At 41.3% G+C, this 21144-nt stretch carries 21 protein-coding genes and 1 tRNA gene; 8 read left to right on the top strand and 14 right to left on the bottom strand.

Annotation, left to right across the window (positions count from 1 at the left end):
- The first annotated feature begins 61 nt into the window (after positions 1-61).
- Together acs and GTQ34_RS04595 are read left to right on the top strand one after the other, a co-directional pair.
- Positions 62-1969 carry an acetate--CoA ligase gene (gene acs, locus GTQ34_RS04600; RefSeq protein WP_166522570.1) on the top strand — a complete coding sequence of 636 codons (1908 nt, stop codon included), beginning with the start codon at positions 62-64 and terminating at the stop codon, positions 1967-1969.
- A gap of 51 nt (positions 1970-2020) precedes the next feature.
- The gene (locus GTQ34_RS04595) at positions 2021-2917 is read left to right on the top strand and encodes a PD40 domain-containing protein (protein ID WP_166522569.1); all 897 of its coding nucleotides are present in this window, start codon (positions 2021-2023) and stop codon (positions 2915-2917) included.
- A gap of 161 nt (positions 2918-3078) precedes the next feature.
- Here the strand turns inward: GTQ34_RS04595 and GTQ34_RS04590 are convergent.
- Positions 3079-3152 (bottom strand) — tRNA-Met (locus tag GTQ34_RS04590).
- A gap of 137 nt (positions 3153-3289) precedes the next feature.
- On the opposite strand from GTQ34_RS04590, the gene GTQ34_RS04585 reads away from it, so the two are divergent.
- Together GTQ34_RS04585 and GTQ34_RS04580 are read left to right on the top strand one after the other, a co-directional pair.
- Positions 3290-3673 (top strand): START-like domain-containing protein, encoded by a 384-nt coding sequence (locus GTQ34_RS04585; RefSeq protein WP_166522568.1) that lies wholly within the window; start codon positions 3290-3292, stop codon positions 3671-3673.
- Positions 3674-3728: 55 nt separating this feature from the next.
- Positions 3729-4574 (top strand): aminotransferase class IV, encoded by an 846-nt coding sequence (locus GTQ34_RS04580; protein WP_166522567.1) that lies wholly within the window; start codon positions 3729-3731, stop codon positions 4572-4574.
- A 5-nt stretch (positions 4575-4579) separates the two neighbouring features.
- On the opposite strand, the gene GTQ34_RS04575 is transcribed toward GTQ34_RS04580, so the two are convergent.
- From GTQ34_RS04575 to GTQ34_RS04555, 5 genes are all read right to left on the bottom strand, one after another.
- On the bottom strand, positions 4580-5140 hold the full coding sequence (locus tag GTQ34_RS04575) for a YqgE/AlgH family protein (RefSeq protein ID WP_166522566.1): 561 nt from the start codon (positions 5138-5140) through the stop codon (positions 4580-4582).
- Positions 5141-5266: 126 nt separating this feature from the next.
- Positions 5267-5539: an HU family DNA-binding protein gene (locus tag GTQ34_RS04570; protein WP_166522565.1), complete on the bottom strand. Its 273-nt coding sequence runs from the start codon at positions 5537-5539 to the stop codon at positions 5267-5269.
- Between the two features lie 177 nt (positions 5540-5716).
- Positions 5717-6682, bottom strand: a complete 966-nt coding sequence (gene fmt, locus GTQ34_RS04565; protein ID WP_166522564.1) for a methionyl-tRNA formyltransferase — start codon at positions 6680-6682, stop codon at positions 5717-5719.
- Complete coding sequence (locus GTQ34_RS04560; protein WP_166522563.1) at positions 6660-8555, bottom strand: RecQ family ATP-dependent DNA helicase; 1896 nt, start codon at positions 8553-8555, stop codon at positions 6660-6662. Before GTQ34_RS04560 ends, fmt begins: the two co-directional genes overlap by 23 nt.
- The gene (locus GTQ34_RS04555; protein WP_166522562.1) at positions 8555-9118 is read right to left on the bottom strand and encodes an AAA family ATPase; all 564 of its coding nucleotides are present in this window, start codon (positions 9116-9118) and stop codon (positions 8555-8557) included. The genes GTQ34_RS04560 and GTQ34_RS04555 overlap by 1 nt, the downstream gene beginning before the upstream one ends.
- Positions 9119-9206: 88 nt before the next feature.
- Between GTQ34_RS04555 and GTQ34_RS04550 the strand changes: the two genes are divergently transcribed.
- From GTQ34_RS04550 to murA, 3 genes are all read left to right on the top strand, one after another.
- A complete protein-coding gene (locus tag GTQ34_RS04550; RefSeq protein ID WP_166522561.1) occupies positions 9207-9494 on the top strand; it encodes a DUF493 family protein in 288 nt (95 codons plus the stop codon).
- A gap of 84 nt (positions 9495-9578) precedes the next feature.
- Positions 9579-10226 (top strand): DUF4290 domain-containing protein, encoded by a 648-nt coding sequence (locus GTQ34_RS04545; protein WP_166522560.1) that lies wholly within the window; start codon positions 9579-9581, stop codon positions 10224-10226.
- 15 nt (positions 10227-10241) lie between these two features.
- The gene (gene murA, locus GTQ34_RS04540; protein WP_166522559.1) at positions 10242-11549 is read left to right on the top strand and encodes a UDP-N-acetylglucosamine 1-carboxyvinyltransferase; all 1308 of its coding nucleotides are present in this window, start codon (positions 10242-10244) and stop codon (positions 11547-11549) included.
- Between the two features lie 70 nt (positions 11550-11619).
- Here the strand turns inward: murA and GTQ34_RS04535 are convergent, their stop codons facing one another.
- From GTQ34_RS04535 to GTQ34_RS04505, 7 genes are all read right to left on the bottom strand, one after another.
- Complete coding sequence (locus GTQ34_RS04535) at positions 11620-11913, bottom strand: sensor histidine kinase (protein ID WP_166522558.1); 294 nt, start codon at positions 11911-11913, stop codon at positions 11620-11622.
- A gap of 479 nt (positions 11914-12392) precedes the next feature.
- Positions 12393-13397, bottom strand: coding sequence for a pirin family protein (locus GTQ34_RS04530; RefSeq protein WP_166522557.1), 1005 nt, complete (start codon positions 13395-13397; stop codon positions 12393-12395).
- A gap of 3 nt (positions 13398-13400) precedes the next feature.
- Positions 13401-14282 carry a VOC family protein gene (locus tag GTQ34_RS04525; protein ID WP_235914962.1) on the bottom strand — a complete coding sequence of 294 codons (882 nt, stop codon included), beginning with the start codon at positions 14280-14282 and terminating at the stop codon, positions 13401-13403.
- Positions 14283-14337: 55 nt separating this feature from the next.
- Entirely contained in the window at positions 14338-15765 is a 1428-nt protein-coding gene (locus GTQ34_RS04520; RefSeq protein WP_166522556.1) for an amidohydrolase, read from the bottom strand.
- Positions 15766-15872: 107 nt separating this feature from the next.
- Positions 15873-17183 carry a cryptochrome/photolyase family protein gene (locus GTQ34_RS04515; RefSeq protein WP_166522555.1) on the bottom strand — a complete coding sequence of 437 codons (1311 nt, stop codon included), beginning with the start codon at positions 17181-17183 and terminating at the stop codon, positions 15873-15875.
- A complete protein-coding gene (locus GTQ34_RS04510; RefSeq protein ID WP_166522554.1) occupies positions 17180-17872 on the bottom strand; it encodes an SDR family NAD(P)-dependent oxidoreductase in 693 nt (230 codons plus the stop codon). The genes GTQ34_RS04515 and GTQ34_RS04510 overlap by 4 nt, the downstream gene beginning before the upstream one ends.
- A gap of 1 nt (position 17873) precedes the next feature.
- Entirely contained in the window at positions 17874-18371 is a 498-nt protein-coding gene (locus GTQ34_RS04505) for an SRPBCC family protein (RefSeq protein WP_166522553.1), read from the bottom strand.
- 166 nt (positions 18372-18537) lie between these two features.
- Between GTQ34_RS04505 and GTQ34_RS04500 the strand changes: the two genes are divergently transcribed.
- Complete coding sequence (locus GTQ34_RS04500; protein ID WP_166522552.1) at positions 18538-19380, top strand: DUF2911 domain-containing protein; 843 nt, start codon at positions 18538-18540, stop codon at positions 19378-19380.
- Positions 19381-19430: 50 nt separating this feature from the next.
- Here the strand turns inward: GTQ34_RS04500 and GTQ34_RS04495 are convergent, their stop codons facing one another.
- Positions 19431-21137 (bottom strand): sodium:solute symporter family protein, encoded by a 1707-nt coding sequence (locus tag GTQ34_RS04495; protein WP_166522551.1) that lies wholly within the window; start codon positions 21135-21137, stop codon positions 19431-19433.
- Positions 21138-21144 lie beyond the last annotated feature (7 nt).

The following is a 21144-nucleotide window of genomic DNA, read 5'->3' as shown; positions in this document are numbered from 1 at the left end:
TTAAAAGGCAAACAGTCATCTCTTTTTCATAAATTTAAGTCCATTTAATCTTAAGGAATTAATGAGCAACTACCATATAAAACATTTGGAGGAATATTTTCAGGTCTATAGGAAATCGGTCAGAAATCCCGAGGCCTTTTGGGAGGAGGTGGCCGAGGAGCATTTTTTTTGGCGTAAACGCTGGGATAAGGTCTTGGATTGGGATTTTATCAAACCCAAAATCAAATGGTTTGAGGGGGCCCGGCTCAACATCACCGAAAACTGTATCGACCGGCATTTGAGAAGTCGGGGTGATAAAACCGCCATTCTTTTCGAGCCAAATAACCCGAAAGAACCCGCTGAACACATCACCTACAGACAATTGCACGAGCGGGTAAGCAAGTTTGCCAATGTGCTTAAGGAAAAGGGCATTCAAAAAGGGGATAGGGTCATTATTTATTTGCCCATGATTCCTGAATTGGCTATTTCCGTTTTAGCCTGTGCGCGTATAGGTGCCGTTCACTCAGTAGTTTTCGCAGGATTTTCTTCAACAGCACTGGCTACCCGAATCAACGATTGTGGAGCCAAAATGGTGTTGACCTCCGATGGTTCCTTCCGGGGAAATAAAACCATCGACCTTAAAGGCATTGTGGATGATGCACTAAAACAGTGTCCCAGTGTGGAAACCGTGTTGGTGGCCAAGCGAACAAATGGGAAGGTAACCATGAAGAAAGGTCGTGATTATTGGTTACAGTCATTACTGGACAAAGCGTATGCGGATTGCGTGGCGGAGATTATGGAGGCCGAGGACCCACTTTTCATTTTGTACACCTCAGGGTCTACAGGTCGACCTAAGGGCATGATGCATTCCACGGCCGGTTATATGGTCTACACGGCGTATACCTTCAAAAATGTGTTCCAGTACCGAGAGGATGATGTGTATTGGTGCACGGCAGATATAGGATGGATCACGGGCCATTCTTACATCGTTTATGGACCCTTGGCCAATGGCGCAACCACCGTCATGTTTGAAGGCGTACCTTCTTATCCTGATTACGGACGTTTTTGGGAAATCGTTCAAAAGCATAAAATCACACAATTTTACACCGCACCGACGGCCATCCGGGCCTTGGCCAAGGAAAATCTGGATTTTGTTACGAAGTACGACCTTTCTAGTTTAAAGGTGCTGGGCACGGTGGGAGAACCCATCAACGAGGAAGCTTGGCACTGGTACAACGATCATGTGGGTGACAAAAAGTGCCCCATTGTGGATACATGGTGGCAAACGGAAACCGGAGGTATTTTGATTTCGCCTATTCCGTTTTCGACACCCACAAAGCCAACCTACGCAACCTTGCCCATGCCAGGAGTGCAGCCAGCTTTGATGGATGAAAATGGAAAAGAAATAAAAGTAAACCAAGTAGATGGGCGGTTGTGTATCAAATTCCCATGGCCGTCCATTGCCCGCACAATTTGGGGAGACCATCAACGGTATAAAGACACCTATTTTTCAGCCTTTGATGGCATGTATTTTACGGGCGATGGCGCACTTCGGGATGAGGTGGGTTACTATCGCATCACCGGCCGGGTGGATGATGTAATCATTGTATCGGGCCATAATCTGGGAACCGCACCCATTGAGGATGCCATTAACGAGCACCCTGCGGTAGCGGAGTCAGCTATTGTAGGTTTCCCCCATGATGTGAAAGGCAATGCGCTTTACGGTTATGTGATTTTAAAGGAAACCGGTGAATCACGGGATCGCGATAACCTCAAAAAAGAAATTAACCAGATGATCACGGAACATATCGGACCGATTGCCAAGTTGGACAAGATTCAGTTCGTGCCCGGATTGCCCAAAACCCGAAGTGGTAAAATCATGCGCCGTATTTTGCGAAAAATTGCATCCAATGACACCTCTAATCTTGGGGATACGTCAACTTTGCTGAATCCAGAAATCGTAGAGAAAATCATATCCGAAGCGCTTTGACAAGAACAATAGCATTGCGACTAACACAATGAAACTTTTTAAGATGGTTTAATGGATATCAAAGGTGACTTTGGATTTACTATAGGATTTTTTTTCTTATTGCTGATGGGATGTAACGACACAAAAGAGGAGCACTTGGATAAATTGAAGTTTATCGCTACCGATACTGTGGAGTATGGAATTACCATGAATGCATCCGAGGACGAATTTTATTTTGTCAGAAGTGATGGGAAATGGGGACAAAGTGGTACAAAAAGCACCATATATCAATCAAAAAGGATAGATGGGGCTTGGAGTGAGCCTAAGGTAGCTTCATTTTCTGGTAAGTTTGACGATAGCGATCCTCATTTGGCGGACAACGACCGCACACTCTATTTTATTTCCAATAGACCATTTGATGGTAAAGTGTCCTCTGCGGACATTTGGAAAGTCAATAAAAAGGATAACGGGGAATGGAGCATTCCGACAAGACTTCCAGAACCGATTAATTCAAAGCACACTGAATATAGCCCTAGAACTGACAAGGTGGGAAATCTATATTTTGCTTCTGACCGACCTGGGGGTTATGGACAGGGAGATTTGTACAGCAGTGCTTTTCATGAGGATGAATTTGTATCGCCTGAAAACATGGGAGCGAGATTGAATTCTAGCACAGGAGAGTGGAATCTGGAAATTAGCGAGGATGGAGACCTTATCATTTTTGAATCCTCTCAACGCAATGAGAATATTTCATCTTATGGGGACTTGTACATCAGTTTTAAAAATCAAGGAGCCTGGTCTACTCCGCAAAATATTAAAGAGTTGAACACCTCGGGAAGTGACCTTTATCCTTTCTTGACCAAGAATCTGGAGTATTTGTACTATTCAAGCAGCGATAGTCTGGCAAGTGTCGATACCAATATTTATAAAATTTCTTTTGCAGAAATTTTATCTCATTACAAGAAGTGATTTTTAAAAAGTCGTATTTGAAGCTGCAAAATTAAGATCACGGCATTTTTCGGTAAAGCTTGCCCTGTTTTACAAATGGTACAAAAGCATTGGAAACTATAAAACGAAGCTTGGTCAAAATTATGATGAACCAAAGCCCGACAAAAATCGGGCTTTGGTTGTAGCGAGAGGGAGACTTGAACTCCCGACCTCAGGGTTATGAATCCTGCGCTCTAACCGCCTGAGCTACCTCGCCATGATTTGTTTAAGCGGGTGCAAATATAAAGTTTAATTTTCCCTAATCAAAAATCCCTTTTATTTTATTATTTGATATTTATTTTTTTATCTTCCCGGATTATATCAGTATTTAGAAAGGATTAACCGAGCGGCATAATGAGTGATAAGACAAAATTTCAGATTGAGTTTGTGATACAGGCATCTCCACAGTTGCTTTACCAATATATTTCAACACCTTCAGGACTTTCGGAATGGTACGCGGACAATGTAAATTCCAGGGGTGAGATGTTTACCTTTATTTGGGACGGTTCTGAGGAACAGGCAAAATTGTTAAAACGAAAGAGTGATGAGTTTGTAAAATTTGCTTGGGAGGAAAATGAGGACGACTCTTTTTTTGAAATGCGTATCATTGTGGATGAAATCACAAAGGATGTGTCTCTTTTTATCACCGATTTTGCGGAGGAAGATGAAGTCGATGAAGCCAAGATGTTGTGGGAAAACCAAATTTCCGACCTAAAACAGGTTTTGGGTTCAAAATAATTGTATAGAAGCTAAAACGTATCTTTGGTCCTGGTAAAAAATCGGGACTTTTTTTATGGTCAATTTTGATGGGACATTACTAGGAGATGAAACAGCGATTTTAAATTATGACAATCGGGGGCTAAAGTTTGGTGATGCCCTTTTTGAAACTGTTCGCTGTGCAAATGGAAAGCTTTTTTTCTGGGAAGACCACTATTTTAGGCTAATGGCTTCAATGCGTATTTTACGCATGGAAATACCCATGGCGTTTACGTTGGAGTTCCTGGAGGAGGAAATCAAAAAAACCATTGAAGCCAATAATTTGACCCGTGGTTCGGCAAGATTACGTATAACGGTTTTTCGAAAAGATGGGGGTCTGTACCAACCTCTGACCAATGACGTGTCCTACACAATGGAATGCCACGAATTGGAATCTCCCTTCTACATAATTTCTGAAGACCCTTATGAAGTGGAGCTGTTCAAGGATTACTACATAAATAAGGATATGTTATCCAACCTAAAGACCACGAATAAAATATTGAATGTGGTAGCGAGCGTATACGCCGAAGAAAATGGTTATAACAATTGTCTTTTGATAAACACCGACAAGCAAGTGGTCGAGGCCATCAATGGCAACTTGTTTTTGGTCACCGACAAAAAGATTAAAACTCCACCACTGTCCGATGGATGTTTGGATGGTATTATCCGTAAAAAATTAATTGAAATCATATCCAAAACCGAGGAGTTTGAGCTTCAAGAGAGTTCCATATCCCCTTTCGAACTGCAAAAAGCGGATGAACTTTTCATCACCAATAGTGTTTTGGGACTACGACCGATTACTCGATACAGGAAAAAGCAGTATGGGAATAAAGTTGGTAAAAACCTGTTGGGAAGACTAAATGCCCATGCCCGATTGGGCTAGTTGAATCAATTGAGGGCTGGGTTCTCGGGAGCGTTGGACCATAATAGATAGTCTCCTCCCAATTCAATCATCTTTTCCTTCCAAAACGCATTGGAAGCTTTTTTGAGGATATTGCTTTCATATTCATTTTGCACAACCACCCAAGATTTGGACATAAGTTCCTGGTCCAACTGCTGTGATCCCCAACCGGAGTATCCCAAAAAGAACCGTATGTCTTGCTCGGTAATGGTTTTATTGTTGATGAGCTCCACGGTTTTTTCAAAATTACCGCCCCAAAAAATACCATCCGAAATTTCAATGCTATCATCAATAAGATGGGGTACCTTATGGATGAAATAGAGATTGTCCTGCTCAACGGGCCCCCCATTGAACACCTTAAAAGGTATGGTTATTTCAGAAATCAGGTCGCAAATGGTATAGTCCAAGGGTTTATTTAAAATAAAACCCACGGAACCTTCTTGGTTGTGTTCGGCCAACAACACCACAGACCGGTTGAAAGAAACATCTCCTGTCAATGTAGGTTCGGCAACAAGTAATTTACCCTTCTTAGGCTCGTAGCTCACCATCTTAAAAAGATTCTTGTTTCTAAATGTAACATAATCTACGATAAATACAAAACACCTTCAAGACAGGTCAAAAAAAAGAGCATCCCTTTTGAGATGCCCTCTTTATATATCTTAAACCAAATTGAACTAGTTTACTGCTTTGCTCAATTCTGCTCCAGCTTTGAACTTTACAACATTCTTAGCTGCAATCTTAATGGTTTGGCCGGTTTGCGGATTTCTACCCTCTCTGGCGTTTCTTCTGGATACGGACCAAGAACCGAATCCTACCAAAGAAACCCTGTTTCCTTTTTTAAGAGATCCCTCTACATTGCCCAAGAAAGATTCCAATGCCTTTTTGGCGGCTGCCTTAGTGATGCCAGCATCAGCTGCCATAGCATCGATTAATTCTGTTTTGTTCATAATGGAATTAAATTAATTGTTGTTAAAATAATTTTAATGCTCAACAAATTTATACGGATTTGGGTTTAACGCAAGTGAAACCAAGGGAAATAGGACTTTTTGTTGATAACTTGAAACGTTTGTTGATAAAGTGACACCAAAAAGACGAAATTCAGCCAGCCCAATCATAGCAAGGGTTTAGCGAAGATGAGCACTTTTGTCCAACTTTAGTCCGTTCAAAACTTCGTCAATATCCATTTTTCGCTTTCCCGGCATTTGTATTTCCAACAGGTATAAATACCCTCCATCCACAGCTACCTTCAATGTTTTTTTGCTTGCAAATAATTTCCCGCATGGATATGTATGTGATTCAGCCTCCATTTTGGAGCTGTATATTTTTATGTTTTCCTCGTTGTCTCCGTTTTGTAAAATGGTCCATGCAGTGGGGTAGGGACTTAGCCCTCGAATAAGGTCATGGATTTTATGCATCGGCATGGTCCAATCTATTTTACAGGTGTCCTTATGTATTTTAGGTGCAGGCTTTGCATCCTTAACCTGTTTTTGAGATGTGCTTTGCACGGTGCCATTTTCAATTTGCCTACAGGTTTCGACCACCAATTGAGCGCCAAGGTCCATCAATCGGTCATGTAGCGTACCAGCATTGTCCTCAAGAGTAATTTCACATTTTTCCTGAAGGATAATGCTCCCTGTATCTATTTTTTCATCAATAAAAAAAGTTGTGGCACCAGTTTCTGTCTCACCATTTATTATGGCCCAATTGATGGGCGCGGCTCCACGGTATTGGGGCAGGAGGGAGGCATGTAGATTGAATGTGCCATGCTTGGGCATAGTCCACACCACTTTGGGCAACATCCTAAAGGCCACTACTACTTGCAAATCGGCTTTTAAGGCCTTCAGCTCTTTTAAAAAATCTTCATTCTTCAAGTTTGTGGGCTGTAGCACCTTTAAATCATGTTGCATTGCAAATTCCTTTACCGCTGAAGTATTTAGTTTTCTTCCTCTTCCAGCTGGTTTGTCTGGTGCTGTTATTACTCCCACAATATCAAAACCCGCATCGAAGAGTTTTTTTAAACTTGCCACAGCAAATTCGGGCGTGCCCATGAATACAATTCTGAGAGGTTTATGTGCTAAGGGTATACTCATTTTTATGATTTAGGAAGATTTGTTCATCCTCCAACAATTTTTGTAATGTTTTTAATAGGGCATTCTCATTGGCTCCGGTTATTTTTTCCAAAGCACGGGAAGTGTAGGGTCCAATTTTCAAAAGTTCCATTACCTTTTTGTCTAGGTTTTTGTCGGCAACCTGATTTTTCTTTCTGGTACAAATATCGCAAGTGCCACAGTTTTCAGCATTTTTTTCACCAAAATATTGAAGTAAATAAACACTTCTACAGGTTTTGGATACATGCAGATAATCCAACATAGCCTGCATATGGGTATGCTTAACCTTGTTATGGCCGTCTATTTTTTTAGCAAACGGATTAATGGTACGGTCATCTTCCCTTGGTACCAAAAAGCTTATTTCCAGGTCACTTGTTTCATGCGTAAATTCTGCTATTCCATCATGATGGAGCTGATTCAATACCTTCTTTAAATCTTTTGTGCTTTTATTCGTCTTTTTTGATAGCAGCTGTATATTGATTTTAGTTTCATGCTCCGTAATTCCACCGTAGGTACGCAAGATGGTTTTAATTATAGGTGCTGACTTTTTACTCTTTTCCAAATAGTGGAAAATACCCCCTTTCGATGCTACGAACTTGAGCATTACTTTTTCGGAGTAGCGTTCGGAAAGGGAAATAATTGAATTTTGATCTAAAACACGCAGTGCATTCAAGGCCATATTAGGATTGAACCCATACTGTTGGCAGAAGGCATTGAATTTGAATGGCAGTGTGACTGAAGGTGTTTCGCCATAGGAAATTTGAAAATAATTGCACAACTTAAGGTAAAGCTGCTTTACAAAGGAAACGGAAGGCAGTGCTGACAAAAATTGCTGTTTTGCCCGTTCCTCATCTTCATGGTTGGTCAAAATAACAGCAGTAGATGGCTTCCCGTCCCTTCCGGCTCTTCCAGCTTCTTGAAAATAACTCTCTAAGCTATCCGGAATTTGATAATGAACCACCAAGCGAACATTAGGTTTGTCGACTCCCATGCCAAATGCACTGGTAGCTACCATCACTCTGGTTTTATCTACCAGCCAACGATTGAGTTTTTCGTTTTTTTCCTGCTTGGAAACTCCCCCGTGAAAAAAATCAGCATTGAATTTATGTTGGCTTAGAAAACCAGCAAGTGAAACGCTTAGTTTTCTTGAACGGACATACACAATGCAACTTTCAGGAATCTTGGTCAAATACTTCTTTACATGGTAGTGCTTGTCTTGCGTATGCTTTACTTTAAATATGATGTTGGGTCTTGAGAAGGAATCTTTGAAAATTTCAACTTCTTGAAGTTTTAGGTTTTCAACAATATCGTCCACTACTTTTGGGGTGGCGGTCGCGGTAAGTGCAATCATGGGAATATCAGGGATGAGTTCTCTTACCTTGGCGCAGTCTAGATAAGCTGGTCTAAAGTCGTTTCCCCATTGAGAAATGCAATGGGCTTCATCCACCGCGACCAAGTTTACATTCATTTGTTGGAGTCTTTCTTGGACCATGGATTGTTGAAGTCGCTCTGGCGACAGATATAGCAACTTATAATTGCCATAAACACAATTGTCCAACAAATCATTGAGTTCTCCAAAGGGAATGCCGCCAGTCAGGGCGACGGCCTTTATGCCCTTATCTTTAAGTTGTGCCACCTGATCTTGTATAAGCGCCACTAAAGGAGAGATTACCACACAGATGCCCTCCATGGCCAAGGCAGGAACTTGATAACAAACAGATTTTCCACCCCCGGTGGGCAATAGTGCCAATACATCCTTACCAGAAACCACCGAGTCAATTATAGCCCTTTGTGACCCCCTGAAATCCTCATGGCCCCAATATTTGTTTAAAATGGCTCTCGGCTCCTTTTGCACTAAAATGGGTTAACGGTTTCCAAAATAAAAGCAATGCGCTGAGAAATTGAATCCTTTGGAACCTCAATGGGTGTATAACCAAATCGAATATAGGTATTTAACAAAGCACTATGAATGTTTTCTGCTTCTTCAAAGGTTTCGAGCCTTTCTTCATCAGTAGTATATATTTCCCTCCAAGGTGGAACAATGAAGATTTTATCATAACGATGCTCCTTACAAGCTTTAATAAACTCATTGCCATAGGATTGGCCAAAAAAATCCATATAGGCGAGAACATCTGGCATACCTCTATCAAAAAAACTGATGAGTTCATCTGTTTTCAGTGATTGTTTATAATGTTCAGCCCTTCCAAAAAGCAAATCCTTGTTGAATTGATGGGTGTCATCCACAAAAACCAAGGGGTTGGATACAAAATCCATGGGATTTCCTTCCGTCTTTGCTTTGGAGGTCATATCTCGAATAATCTCATGAAAGCAATGGAATCCCTTATCTTCCAATCCTTTTACAATGGAAGTTTTTCCTGTTCCGGGGGCTCCCGTAATAACTACTTTATTTTTGCCCAATCCCAACTATTTAGATACACAAAGTAATGAAATAGGACCAAGGAAAAAAATTGGCCACTATCCCATATATTTGTAAAAAAAAATGTCAATGAAGAAGGATGAAACAGAAGCATTTTATGCACGTCTCAGGGAGCAGTTGCTAGAAAATACTTCTTGGCCTTCCAACTACTTGTACAAATTTATTGTACCTACCGATGAGAAACGTATTCATCAAATTAACGATATATTTGACAATATTGGGGCTGTTATAGAATCAAAAAAATCCAAAAAAGGGACTTATACCAGTATTTCTATCACGGTATTTTTACAAAGCCCGGACGAAGTTATTGCCAAATACAAGGAAGTTTCCAACGTAGAAGGTGTAATTTCGCTTTAAGGGCTGTAATTGGCATAATTTTATTACTTTGCGAACGTTATCATTTGGACTTCCCAATACGTAATTTCATTAAATCTTTTTAATTTGAATCTAGTAGAAAATTTAGAATATAATACGGAGCGTGCCAAGCTTCATATTCCAGAGTATGGACGTCATTTTCAGAAAATGGTCGACCATGCTGTATCCATTGAAGATAGAGAGGAAAGAAACCGGGTGGCCAAGGCCATTATCAGTGTTATGGGGAATTTACAGCCCCACTTAAGGGATGTTCCGGATTTTCAACATAAGTTGTGGGACCAATTGTTCATTATGTCCGACTTTAAATTGGATGTGGACTCACCGTTTCCCATTACCTCCAAAGAAGTATTGCAACAGCGACCAGAACCATTGGATTACCCACAGAATCATCCAAAATACAGATTTTATGGAAATAACATAAAACGTATGATTGACGTTGCGGTAAAATGGGACAAAGGGGATATGCGTTCCGGGCTGGAATATGCCATAGCCAACCACATGAAAAAATGCTATCTCAATTGGAACAAGGACACGGTTGATGATTCCGTTATTTTCGCGCATCTCAAAGAACTCAGTGATGGGCAAATTGATTTGGCCAGCAATGGTGAAAATCTTACCGAAAGTGGCCAATTCCTTAAACACCGACACAGTAAATCCAATAGGAACAACGGTGGCGGCAAAAAAATTCATCGTAGTAGAAAGAAAAGGCACTAAATTCCAGAAAATTCCATGGGAACATTCCGAATAGAGGGTGGCCATGAACTACATGGTGAAATAACACCCCAGGGTGCAAAGAACGAAGCGTTGCAGATTCTTTGTGCAGTATTGCTATCCGAAGAGAAAATAACAGTAAACAATATTCCAGACATCATTGATGTCAATAAATTGATCGCCCTATTGGAAGACCTGGGAGTCAAAATCCAAAAAAAGGGGAAGGGCTCTTATACTTTTAAGGCAGATGATATCAATCTGGATTACTTGCAGTCGGCCAAATTCAAGAATGATGGTCGGGGACTTCGAGGATCCATCATGCTGGTTGGCCCGCTACTGGCAAGGTTTGGAAGAGGATATATTCCTAAGCCTGGCGGAGATAAAATAGGAAGAAGGCGGTTGGATACCCATTTTGAGGGTTTTATTAAATTGGGGGCAAAGTTCAGGTATAATCGGGAAGAATATTTTTATGGCGTGGAGGCTAAAAAACTCAAGGGCACCTACATGCTATTGGATGAGGCATCCGTTACAGGAACAGCCAATATAGTTATGGCTGCAGTTCTGGCTGAAGGCATCACCACCATATACAATGCGGCTTGCGAACCTTATTTACAGCAATTATGTAAAATGCTGAACCGCATGGGGGGCAAAATAACGGGCATTGGATCTAATTTATTGACCATTGAGGGTGTGGACCGCCTAGGGGGAACAGAGCATACCATGTTACCCGATATGATTGAAATAGGGAGCTGGATGGGCCTTGCCGCCATGACCAAAAGTGAGCTGACCATTAAAAACGTAAGTTGGGATGATTTGGGCCAGATTCCAACTGTTTTCAGAAAACTCGGTATTACTGTAGAGAAGAAAGGGGATGATATTTTTATCCCCAGGCATAATAAGGGCTACGAAATACAAAATTTTATTGATGGTTCAATTTTAACCATTGCTGATGCTCCTTGGCCGGGTCTTACCCCGGACCTTTTGAGTATCATCTTGGTCGTGGCCACACAAGCCAGGGGCGAAGTGCTCATCCACCAAAAAATGTTCGAAAGTAGGCTTTTCTTTGTGGATAAATTGCTTGATATGGGCGCAAAGATAATTCTTTGTGACCCCCATAGAGCCACAGTTATTGGCCATGATTTTAAATCGACACTAAAGGCGACTACAATGGTTTCCCCAGATATTCGAGCTGGGATTTCGTTGCTTATCGCAGCACTTTCTGCCAAAGGAACCTCGACCATTCACAATATTGAACAGATAGATCGCGGTTACGAGAATATTGATGAACGATTACGTGCCATTGGTGCGGAGATAGTACGCGTTTGACCTAAACACAAAATCAGCCCAATAGTACTTAAGGATTCAGGGAATTGTACACTCAACGGGCAAAACGGGTTCATACAGCTTTTTTGGGTTGTGCAACCGGGTGCTTGGGAATCAATATGGTGACACGGGTGCCTGTTTTAATCCCATCATTTAGACTTTCAACTTGTAAAAGCTCCTTGTTTGAAAATTTTTCCAAAGTTGCAATCCGCTTTGCGGTTATGGACATTCCCCTTGAGGTACTTTTTGATTCCTCTTGACTGGATTTTAGTTTTATACCAACACCATTGTCCTCAATTGTACATTTTATAAACTCGCCTTCGTCATTAAAGCCTATTGACAATTTTTTGGAACCATCCTTTGGCATAGGTCAAGACATAGCTGCAAATAATCGATGGATTCAGGATAACTTCCAGTCATTCCGTAAGTAAGCCCTAATGAATAGGGGCCTTTAATTTCACCCTTAACAAAACCAATTTTTTTTGATTTTTCAACACTTTCCAATAGATGCTTTAGGGATTTTTCTTTATCATGTGACTGTAAATGTTGCCCCAATGACCTTAAAATATTGATTTCGTTGGTGTCCTTGGCCGTTTTTAATAGGTTGTGTAGACTATCAATTTTTTGGGTTTGAGCTAATTGAGAAGGACTAGCAAAAGCGACATTGAAAGTACAATCCTCATTTTTCTTTAAAAGATAACAAAATCTTAACATATCCATTTAGGAGACTCCAACATCTCAATCATATCTAGAAAAAGACTTCACCAAGAGTCAGTAGGTTTTGAAATAATTTCTTACGTTTTAGCGCGCAGCATATTTATAACGGCTACCAAGACAAGTATTTGACTAGTCTTTCTCAATTAGCTTACCATCTGGATAAAGTGCAAATCTTCCTTTGGTTTTTTCATGCACGTTGTCCGGATAGGGCCATGGCCATCCACCAAACTGGGTCAAACGGTATTCTTCCATGGCTTGCTGAATTTCTTGCTCAGTGTTCATTACAAAGGGACCGTACTTTGCTACAGGTTCATTGATTGGTTTTCCTTGAAGCATCAAAAAATGGGCTTTGGCTTTACCTATCTTGATAAGGGCATCTTGGGAAGCATTCAATACTACTCCAAAATTTGGATTTACTTTTTTATCACCAAAATAAATTTCCGAACCATCATAAAAGTAGAGTGTCCGGGTTACTTCTGAGCTAGCTTTTGGAAGTGTAAATTCCGTGTTGCCTTCAACATGGATATTCCAAATGGCCACTTCGTTTTCTGGTACAGCGGCCCAAGAGTTTGGCGCAGGATCATTCGCTTGTGTGCCTCTGTAGTCTCCAGCGATGACTTTTACTTGGGCATTTTCTTCAATTGCCATCGGGATGTCCTCATGCCAAAGCATCTTGAAGTGGGGTTCCACAAATTTATCGGCCTTTGGCAGGTTAAGCCAAATTTGGAAGAGCTCCAAAGGATTATCGGCATCATCCTTTAGCAATGGAAACATTTCGGAATGTTGCACCCCTCTTCCCGCTGTCATCCACTGCACATCCCCATCACCAAATCTTCCTGCTGCTCCCAATGAATCGGAGTGGTCGCAAAATCCTTTGTTCACAATCGTCACAGTTTCAAAACCGCGATGTGGGTGATAGGGAAAACCGGGTATGGTCTGCCCGTGGTACATACGCCATTCTTGACTGGGGTTGAAATCGTTACCCAAACTACGATTTTTAAGAAGTTCGGGGTCTGGGCCCATTTCCCCATTTCCATTTGGATAGTGGTCCAAATGGTATACACAGAAAAGAAAAGGGTCTTGGGTTTGCCAAGGAAAACCAAGCGGAAAGGTTTGAATCACTGCACTGTCCATAATTTAGTGTTTAGCGGTGTTGATTTCAATCCAGTAGCCCTCAGGATCTTGGATGTAGATTTGTTTAACCCCATCGGAACGGTCTGTAACGGCATTTTTTGTTCCGGGCCAATCGTAAAACTCAATGTTGTTTTCCTTCAAATGGGCCATGAAGGTTTTCAAATTCTGGGTAGAGAGACAAAGATGAATGCTTTTATCCTTTTTAAATTCGACAACCTCTTTCTTGATTAGATGCAATTGTGAGTTTCCTTCCACATTGAACCATCGAAAGCCTGGGGCTTTATCAGGATGTGGGATTTCTTTCAATTTAAAGATATCCCGATAAAAGTCCCCAGTTTCAACCAGTTTGGTCACCACTAGGGAATAGTGGTCAAATTGAAAATCAAAACCAGAGGGTTGGACAACGAATTGTGTTTTCAGATAGATTTGTTCCCATTCACCTTTTTTATAAACACCTACTATGAAATCGTAGGTATCCTCATCTATATATTTCCAATAATCTGTGACTTTGGTAGCGCCGTAATCGTAGGTATACAAAATGTCTTTGTCCCTACTTTTGACGGTTCCCTCGGTAGTACCCCCAAAAATGTCGAATTCCCAGAATTTTATGCTGTTGGTTTTTGGGTCAAATTTTCGCACACCGTGATTTCTTGGACCGAAGGCTCTCTGCTCCTTATCCGTGAACCCTTTTGATTCGGCAATGACCAAGGTGCTATCCAAGCTATAACTGAAAGTTATTTCCTGCTTAAACATCGAACCATCGCCCCATTCACCATCTGCCTTCCAGGTTTTACCTACAAGGTTATCGAAAATGGCCAATTTGTTTTGCTGGGCTTGGACATTAATGAAAAGTAATCCAAGCAACAACATCCAATATCTCTCCATCGCAAACGGTGTTCTGGGGTTCGTTTTTATTCAGTTTAACCCTTAAAATCAAATTTTAGTTATCACCAATGGGCGGTGGACCATCAATCATGGCCTCATACTTTTCATCTCCTTTGCGGGTCCTATACTCTTCTTTTACCTTTTCAACCAGTTTTGGATTTTCAAAAAGGTCCAACATGGTCATACCCATTGCTTTTGCGGCGTAAAGCATCCCCTTATGACCAATGCTCATACCACCACAGGCCACTACGGCCCAGGAGTGCCAAGGCGTATCTTTAGGTGCAACGGTTACGCTTAAGTTAATGTTGGGCACATTCCAACTCACATCACCTACATCTGTGGAACCTCCACCAGGTAGTGCTTCGGTTTCTTTTAAAGGCTCAATTTTGCTATCCATTCCAACCTCTGGCTTTCCTGTCGCTTTTTGAATGGCTTTCCCATAGGCCAGCTCCTCATGGGTATACGTGATTGGTCCCAAGAGTTCCAAGTTCTTCTGCATGATTTCTCCTCCAGAGCGATTCACCAAAGTCTCATAAATCCCAGAAACCAATGAAATCTTATAATCAACATTGGCCATGATTGCTGCCCCTTCGGCCATTTTTTTAACATGTTCGTAAGTGGGCAACATCACTTTTCTTTTGGGATCTCTTACCCTAACCCAAATTTTGGAGTAATCCGGGACCACATTTACTACTTGCCCACCATCTTGTATATGATAATGAATACGGGAAGTTGGCTTGATGTGTTCTCTGTAATAATTGATTCCTGTCGTGTAGAGTTCCAAGGCATCTGAGGCACTTCTGCCGTTCCATGGATCAGCTGAAGCATGTGCTGCTTGACCATAAAACTCCACGATAAAATCGATTAGGGACAGGCTGCTTTGTACGTCGGCCTCAATATTGGCGCCAGGGTGCCAGCTTACATTAACATCCACATCATCCCAAAGGCCTTCCTTTACCATCCACACTTTGGCAAAAAACTTTTCCTCAGCGGGTGTTCCTAAAAATTTGACAGTACCTTTTATTTTACCCGCTTCTATTTGTTCTTTTATCGCTATTGCTGCTCCCAGACTGGCTGCTCCAAACATATTATGTCCACATCCATGCCCTGGTGCACCGTCTATTCGTGGGTCCTTTTGAGGTACTGTTTTCTGTGAAAGGCCTGGCAGGGCATCAAATTCTCCCAGTATACTGATTACAGGTTTCCCCGAGCCATAGGTAGCTGTAAAAGCTGTAGGAATGTTAGCCACACCGCGAGTAACCTCAAGCCCATTTTTCTCTGCATATTCTGCCAAAACTTCTGCAGATTTCGACTCGTTAAAAGCAGTTTCTGCAAGAGCCCAGATGGAATCACTAAGACGAATTAAGTTTTCCTTGTGCGCCTCCACGGAAGCTATAACTGCTTTTTTATTTGGGGTTAACTTTTGAGCAGCTACCGGTATTGTAATGGCGCATAAAAGAATGAGGAAAGTAATTTTTTTCATTATATAAAAGTTTGAGTTAGCAGGTGTGTATTTAAAAAACACCCAGATGGTCGCATCCCTCAAAATTTTTGGAGATGCTTTACAAACTTAAAAATACTGAAAATGCATTAACCCACCGCTTCTTTGTAGACTTTTAAGCAGCGTTCCCTAGCCTTTTTGTGGTCCACCATCTTTGATGGGTAAGAAGATTCTTGATATTCAGGCACCCATTTTTGAATGTACTTCTTTTGCTTATCAAATTTCTCTACTTGGGTCATCGGATTGAAGATTCTAAAATAAGGGGCGGCATCCACCCCGCTGCCGGCAGCCCATTGCCAATTTCCAACATTACTGGCCAATTCATAGTCCAGCAATTTTTCAGCAAAATAAGCTTCACCCCAGCGCCAATCAATTAAAAGGTGTTTGCAAAGGAAACTAGCCACCAACATCCGCACCCGATTGTGCATATACCCGGTGGTATTGAGCTCCCGCATTCCGGCATCGACCAACAAGTAGCCTGTCTTCCCTTCTTTCCATCGTTCAAATTCTTCTTCATTGTTCCGCCATTCTATTCGGTCGTACTTGGACCTAAAAGCTTTGTCGACGGTATGGGGATAATGCCACAATATTTGCATGAAGAACTCTCTCCATATAAGCTCATTCCAAAAAATCTCATTTTTCTCTTCAACAGCTTTTTTTACCATCTTTCGAATGGATACAGTTCCAAAACGTAGGTGCGGACCCAATCTTGAAGTCCCGTAGTCCTCAGCTGGGTAATCTCGGGTGTCCTCATAATTCTGAATAAGGTTGGGGGTAACTTTATAATCAGGAACGGTGATTTCGGAAGCTTTAAACCCCATGTCCTCAAGACTTAGCTTTGGTAGCTTGGTTTTCTTCAATAAATTTTTGAAAAGCGACCGTGTATCATATTCCACCAAATGGGTTGAAGGGTTGAATTTTTCCTTCCACGTTTTCATATAAGGGGTGTATACTACATAGGGGTCACCATCGCTTTTGACGACTTCGTCTTTTTCGAAAATTACTTGATCTTTAAATGTTTTGAAGACAATTTCTTTCTCTTGCAAAAAGTTCTTGACTTCAGAATCCCTCTTCTTGGCATAAGGTTCGTAATCGTGGTTGGTGTATACTTTATGTACCTCATATTCCTCTATCAAGGTTTCAAAAATGGAAACTGGAGAGCCATGGTACATTGCGATGCCACTTTCAAAATTGTTTCTTAGCTCATCGTTCATTTGGGATAGTTGATGGTGCAAGAAAGTTACACGAGCATCATCTTCAGGAAGCTTATCCAATATTTCGGTATCGAAAATGAAAATGGGCAGCACAGTATAGTCTCCTGTTAGTGCTTGATAGAGTCCTGCATTATCATGCAAACGAAGGTCCCTTCTAAACCAAAATATGGAAATTTTATCGCTCAAGAGTTTGTGTTTAATGTGGACATTCCTCCATCAATACCAAATACCTGGCCCGTAATCCACGAGTTTTCAGAATCCAACAAAAATGTGGCCATGTTGGCAATATCTTTTGCGGTACCCACCCTTTTTAAAGGATGGCGTTGATCCATTTGGTCTTTCTTTTTTTCATTATTGAGAAGTCTTTCAGAAAGTGGTGTATCCACCAGTGAAGGTGCTATGACATTGACCCTTATTTTTGGCGCGTATTCTGCGGCCAGTGCTTTGGAAAATCCTTCTACTGCTCCTTTTGCTGCTGAAATGCTCGTATGGAAAGCCATACCCGAATCAACTGCTACGGTACTGAACAAAACCATACTGGACTCTTCGGACATTCTATTAATTATGGACTTCACAACCTTAACCATCGAAAAGAAATTGATTTCCATATCGTCTTTGAAGGCATCGATATTCAACATTTTAAAAGGTTTCAGGTTAATACTCCCAGGACAAAATACAAAACCATGAATTTCTTCAGGAAGATTTTTTTCTGAAATATCTTCCGTCAGTACATCAAAAGGTATGTGGGTCGCCTCGACATCGGATAAACCTCCTGAGGTTCTGGATGCTATGTATACCTTGTTTTTTTCCGTCAATTGTTTGGCGATTTCACGGCCTATGCCATAAGAACCTCCAATGAGCAATATGTTCTTCATTTTATATAGTCTTTAATTCTAGTGTGGTTTCTTTTCCCTCTACTTTTCCAAAAAGTGCATTCAGTTTTTGTTCCCGGTATTCAAATATTTTGCGCAGCTGCGATTTAACCAGAATTGGGTGGGCCAGTTGCCCCAGCAAACCCATAGGTAGTTTGTAGTCAATGACGTCCTCCATCTTTACTCCTTCTTCCACCGCTTCCAAAAAGTGTTTGTGATGCCAAAGGGCATAGGGCCCAAAACGTTGCTCATCCACGAAATAAGACCCGTCTACGACATGGGTTATTTCCGTAACCCATTTTGTGGTGTACATGGGAAAGGGCTTCACTTTGTATTGAATGATTTGACCTGGAAACATATTGCGATCAGCACCTGAAAGGATATCAAAGCCCATATGGTCAGGAGTGATGGTTTGCAGGTTTTTCGGATTTGACAAAAATTCCCAAGCTTCCTGTTTGGAAATAGGCAAAATTTGCTGCGATCTTAGTTGATATAATTTCATGCTACAAAGATACATGGTAATTGTTTAATTAAAAATTAAAAAAGTTAAACAAAAATAAATTTTGATGTAGTATCCAACCAGAAGATTCTTTTAAGGCTTTCTTAACAAATCAGGGAGAGCTTTATATTTAGCTTTGTTTCAATATTAAAATCTAAAACACTTTCCTATGAAAAAACTATCCTTATTAATGCTTTCGGGACTGCTTTCCCTTGGAATGGAAGCTCAATTGCAAACCCCACAGCCAAGTCCTTCTTCAAAGCTTCAACAAACGGTTGGTCTCACCGAAGTAGAGGTTGAATATTCAAGACCATCTATGAGAGGAAGAACTATTTTTGGAAATCTAGTTCCTTATGATGCCCTATGGAGAACGGGGGCCAACAAAAACACAACCATAACTTTTAGCGATGATGTAGTTGTTGAAGGCAAAGAATTGAAGGCCGGCTCTTATGCTATTTTCACCAGACCGGGTGAGGCTGTTTGGGAGGTGACTTTTTATTCGGACACCAACAATTGGGGAACGCCACGTAATTGGGATGCTTCCAAAGTGGCTGCCGTGGTCAAAACAGAAGTTCAGGAAATGTCCATTCCCGTTGAAACTTTTACCATTACCATCGACGATTTGCACAATAATGGCGCTACCCTTGGGATACTTTGGGAGAACACTTATGTTGGGGTAAAGTTTGAAGTACCCACTATGGCCAAGGCCAGTAAGAGCATTGAAAATGTAATGGCTGGTCCGAGTGCCAACGATTATTATGCAGCAGCTTCCTACTATTTTGCGGAAGAAAAAGATTTGGCTAAAGCCAAGGAATGGATTGACAAAGCTGTTTCCTTAAACGAAAAAGGATTTTGGATGATGCGCACGCAGTCCTTGATTTATGCCAAAATGGGGAACAAGAAAGGAGCTATAGAAGCGGCAAGACGCTCAATGGCGGTTGCTGAGGAAGCTGGTAATTCGGACTATGTGAAATTGAACCAAGATTCCCTGAAAGAATGGGGTGCCATGTAAGGAATGACATCAATTTATCTACTAAACCCACTGATATTGCAGTGGGTTTTTTATGTTTTTACGGGAGGACGGTCTAGGAAATTATCGAAGGTCTGTACCAACATGGCCAATAAAATTACCAAAAGACAACCAAAAGCGTTCAGCCATAAATACGACATCCAGTCCAAATACCATCCCACGATTACTAAAATTTGGGTCACAATGGCCGCAACAAAAACAGCATTGCCCCGAACAAACTTAAAGAAGAAAGCCAGCAGAAAAATTCCCAAAACATTACCATAAAAAATTGAGCCGATAATGTTGACCAATTGTATGAGGTTATCAAATAAACTGGCTACACAAGCAATAATGATAGCAATTATGCCCCACAACAATGTGAATCCCTTCGCTGCCTTCACATAGTATTTTTCATCGTATTCCTTTTTCAAATTTCTTTTGTAAAGATCAAGCGCGGTTATGGTGCCAAGCGCATTCAATTCTGATGCTGTGGAGGACATGGCGGCAGATAGTATTACAGCTAAAAGCAATCCGATAAGTCCAATGGGAAGATTTTCGAGAATAAAATGAATAAAGACATAGTCTTTGTCATTGGTCTCGACGGTTTCGTTTGCTTGTGCGATCAATTCCTTTGCAGCGTTCCGATTGGCCCGCTCCCTTTGGTTGATTTTCAAGATGTCTTGTTTTGCCTGCTGTACTGCATTGTATTCTTTTAGCGCAAGTGCTGCCGAAAAGGCTTCCTGTGCTATCTTTTTTTCCATTTCCAGTTGCTGATGTCCTTCTTCTAAAGCTTCATAATCATCAGCATAAGAGGATTCCATCACCGCTTCGGTTGCTGCTGGATTAAAATTCAGGGGTGAATGGTTGTACTGATAGAAAACAAAGACCATGGCACCGACCAGTAGAATAAAAAACTGCATAGGTATTTTGAAAACACCATTAAAAACCAATCCCAATTGGCTTTCCCGAATAGATTTTCCCGATAGATAACGTTGCACTTGGCTTTGGTCTGTTCCAAAATAGGCCAGCGCCAAAAAGAACCCACCTGTAATGCCACTCCAGAAAGTATACCGGTTGTTGGTATCAAAACTGAAATCCAGTATTTGCAATTTGTTGTTGGCCCCAGCTATTTTTAGGGCTTTTCCAAAAGAAACATCGGTAGGTAAGCTGCCCAAAATAAAAAAGAAGGCGAAGAACATGCCCACCATAATGATGAACATCTGTTGTTTTTGGGTCACACTTACCGCTTTGGTTCCTCCAGAAACTGTGTAAATGATGACCAGAATCCCAATTATAATGTTAAGCGTACGCAAATCCCAACCCAAAACGGCGGACAAAATAATGGATGGCGCAAAAATAGTAATACCCGCTGCCATTCCACGTTGAACCAAGAACAAGATGGCGGTAAGGGTACGTGTTTTAAGGTCAAAACGATTTTCAAGCATTTCATAGGCAGTGAACACCTTCAACCTTTTGTAAATCGGAATAAAAACAAGGCAGATGGCAATCATGGCCAACGGAAGCCCAAAATAGAACTGTACAAAACCCATTCCATCATGAAAAGCCTGCCCTGGGGTGGATAAAAAAGTGATGGCACTGGCTTGGGTTGCCATTACGGAAAGCCCAATGGTCCACCATTTGGCATCGTTTCCACCACGGACATAGTCATCGACGCTCTTACTGCCCCGGGTTTTCCAAACCCCATACACTACAATAAACAATAAAGTGCTGCCAAGAACAATCCAATCGAGTAGGCTCATTAAGCTT

It is taken from the genome of Flagellimonas ochracea, assembly GCF_009903685.1.
GTDB lineage: Bacteria > Bacteroidota > Bacteroidia > Flavobacteriales > Flavobacteriaceae > Flagellimonas > Flagellimonas ochracea.
The sequence above is the reverse complement of the archived record's forward strand: the minus strand, read 5'-3'. Positions and strand labels throughout refer to the sequence as shown.

Excerpts from the sequence above, each read along its gene's own strand:
- acs (WP_166522570.1), top strand. The coding sequence starts at position 62 with ATGAGCAACTACCATATAAAACATTTGGAGGAATATTTTCAGGTCTAT.
- GTQ34_RS04595 (WP_166522569.1), top strand. The coding sequence starts at position 2,021 with ATGGATATCAAAGGTGACTTTGGATTTACTATAGGATTTTTTTTCTTA.
- GTQ34_RS04585 (WP_166522568.1), top strand. The coding sequence starts at position 3,290 with ATGAGTGATAAGACAAAATTTCAGATTGAGTTTGTGATACAGGCATCT.
- GTQ34_RS04580 (WP_166522567.1), top strand. The coding sequence starts at position 3,729 with ATGGTCAATTTTGATGGGACATTACTAGGAGATGAAACAGCGATTTTA.
- GTQ34_RS04575 (WP_166522566.1), bottom strand. The coding sequence starts at position 5,140 with ATGGTGAGCTACGAGCCTAAGAAGGGTAAATTACTTGTTGCCGAACCT.
- GTQ34_RS04570 (WP_166522565.1), bottom strand. The coding sequence starts at position 5,539 with ATGAACAAAACAGAATTAATCGATGCTATGGCAGCTGATGCTGGCATC.
- fmt (WP_166522564.1), bottom strand. The coding sequence starts at position 6,682 with ATGAGTATACCCTTAGCACATAAACCTCTCAGAATTGTATTCATGGGC.
- GTQ34_RS04550 (WP_166522561.1), top strand. The coding sequence starts at position 9,207 with ATGAAGAAGGATGAAACAGAAGCATTTTATGCACGTCTCAGGGAGCAG.
- murA (WP_166522559.1), top strand. The coding sequence starts at position 10,242 with ATGGGAACATTCCGAATAGAGGGTGGCCATGAACTACATGGTGAAATA.
- GTQ34_RS04535 (WP_166522558.1), bottom strand. The coding sequence starts at position 11,913 with ATGCCAAAGGATGGTTCCAAAAAATTGTCAATAGGCTTTAATGACGAA.
- GTQ34_RS04530 (WP_166522557.1), bottom strand. The coding sequence starts at position 13,397 with ATGGACAGTGCAGTGATTCAAACCTTTCCGCTTGGTTTTCCTTGGCAA.
- GTQ34_RS04525 (WP_235914962.1), bottom strand. The coding sequence starts at position 14,282 with ATGGAGAGATATTGGATGTTGTTGCTTGGATTACTTTTCATTAATGTC.
- GTQ34_RS04520 (WP_166522556.1), bottom strand. The coding sequence starts at position 15,765 with ATGAAAAAAATTACTTTCCTCATTCTTTTATGCGCCATTACAATACCG.
- GTQ34_RS04510 (WP_166522554.1), bottom strand. The coding sequence starts at position 17,872 with ATGAAGAACATATTGCTCATTGGAGGTTCTTATGGCATAGGCCGTGAA.
- GTQ34_RS04505 (WP_166522553.1), bottom strand. The coding sequence starts at position 18,371 with ATGAAATTATATCAACTAAGATCGCAGCAAATTTTGCCTATTTCCAAA.
- GTQ34_RS04500 (WP_166522552.1), top strand. The coding sequence starts at position 18,538 with ATGAAAAAACTATCCTTATTAATGCTTTCGGGACTGCTTTCCCTTGGA.
- GTQ34_RS04495 (WP_166522551.1), bottom strand. The coding sequence starts at position 21,137 with ATGAGCCTACTCGATTGGATTGTTCTTGGCAGCACTTTATTGTTTATT.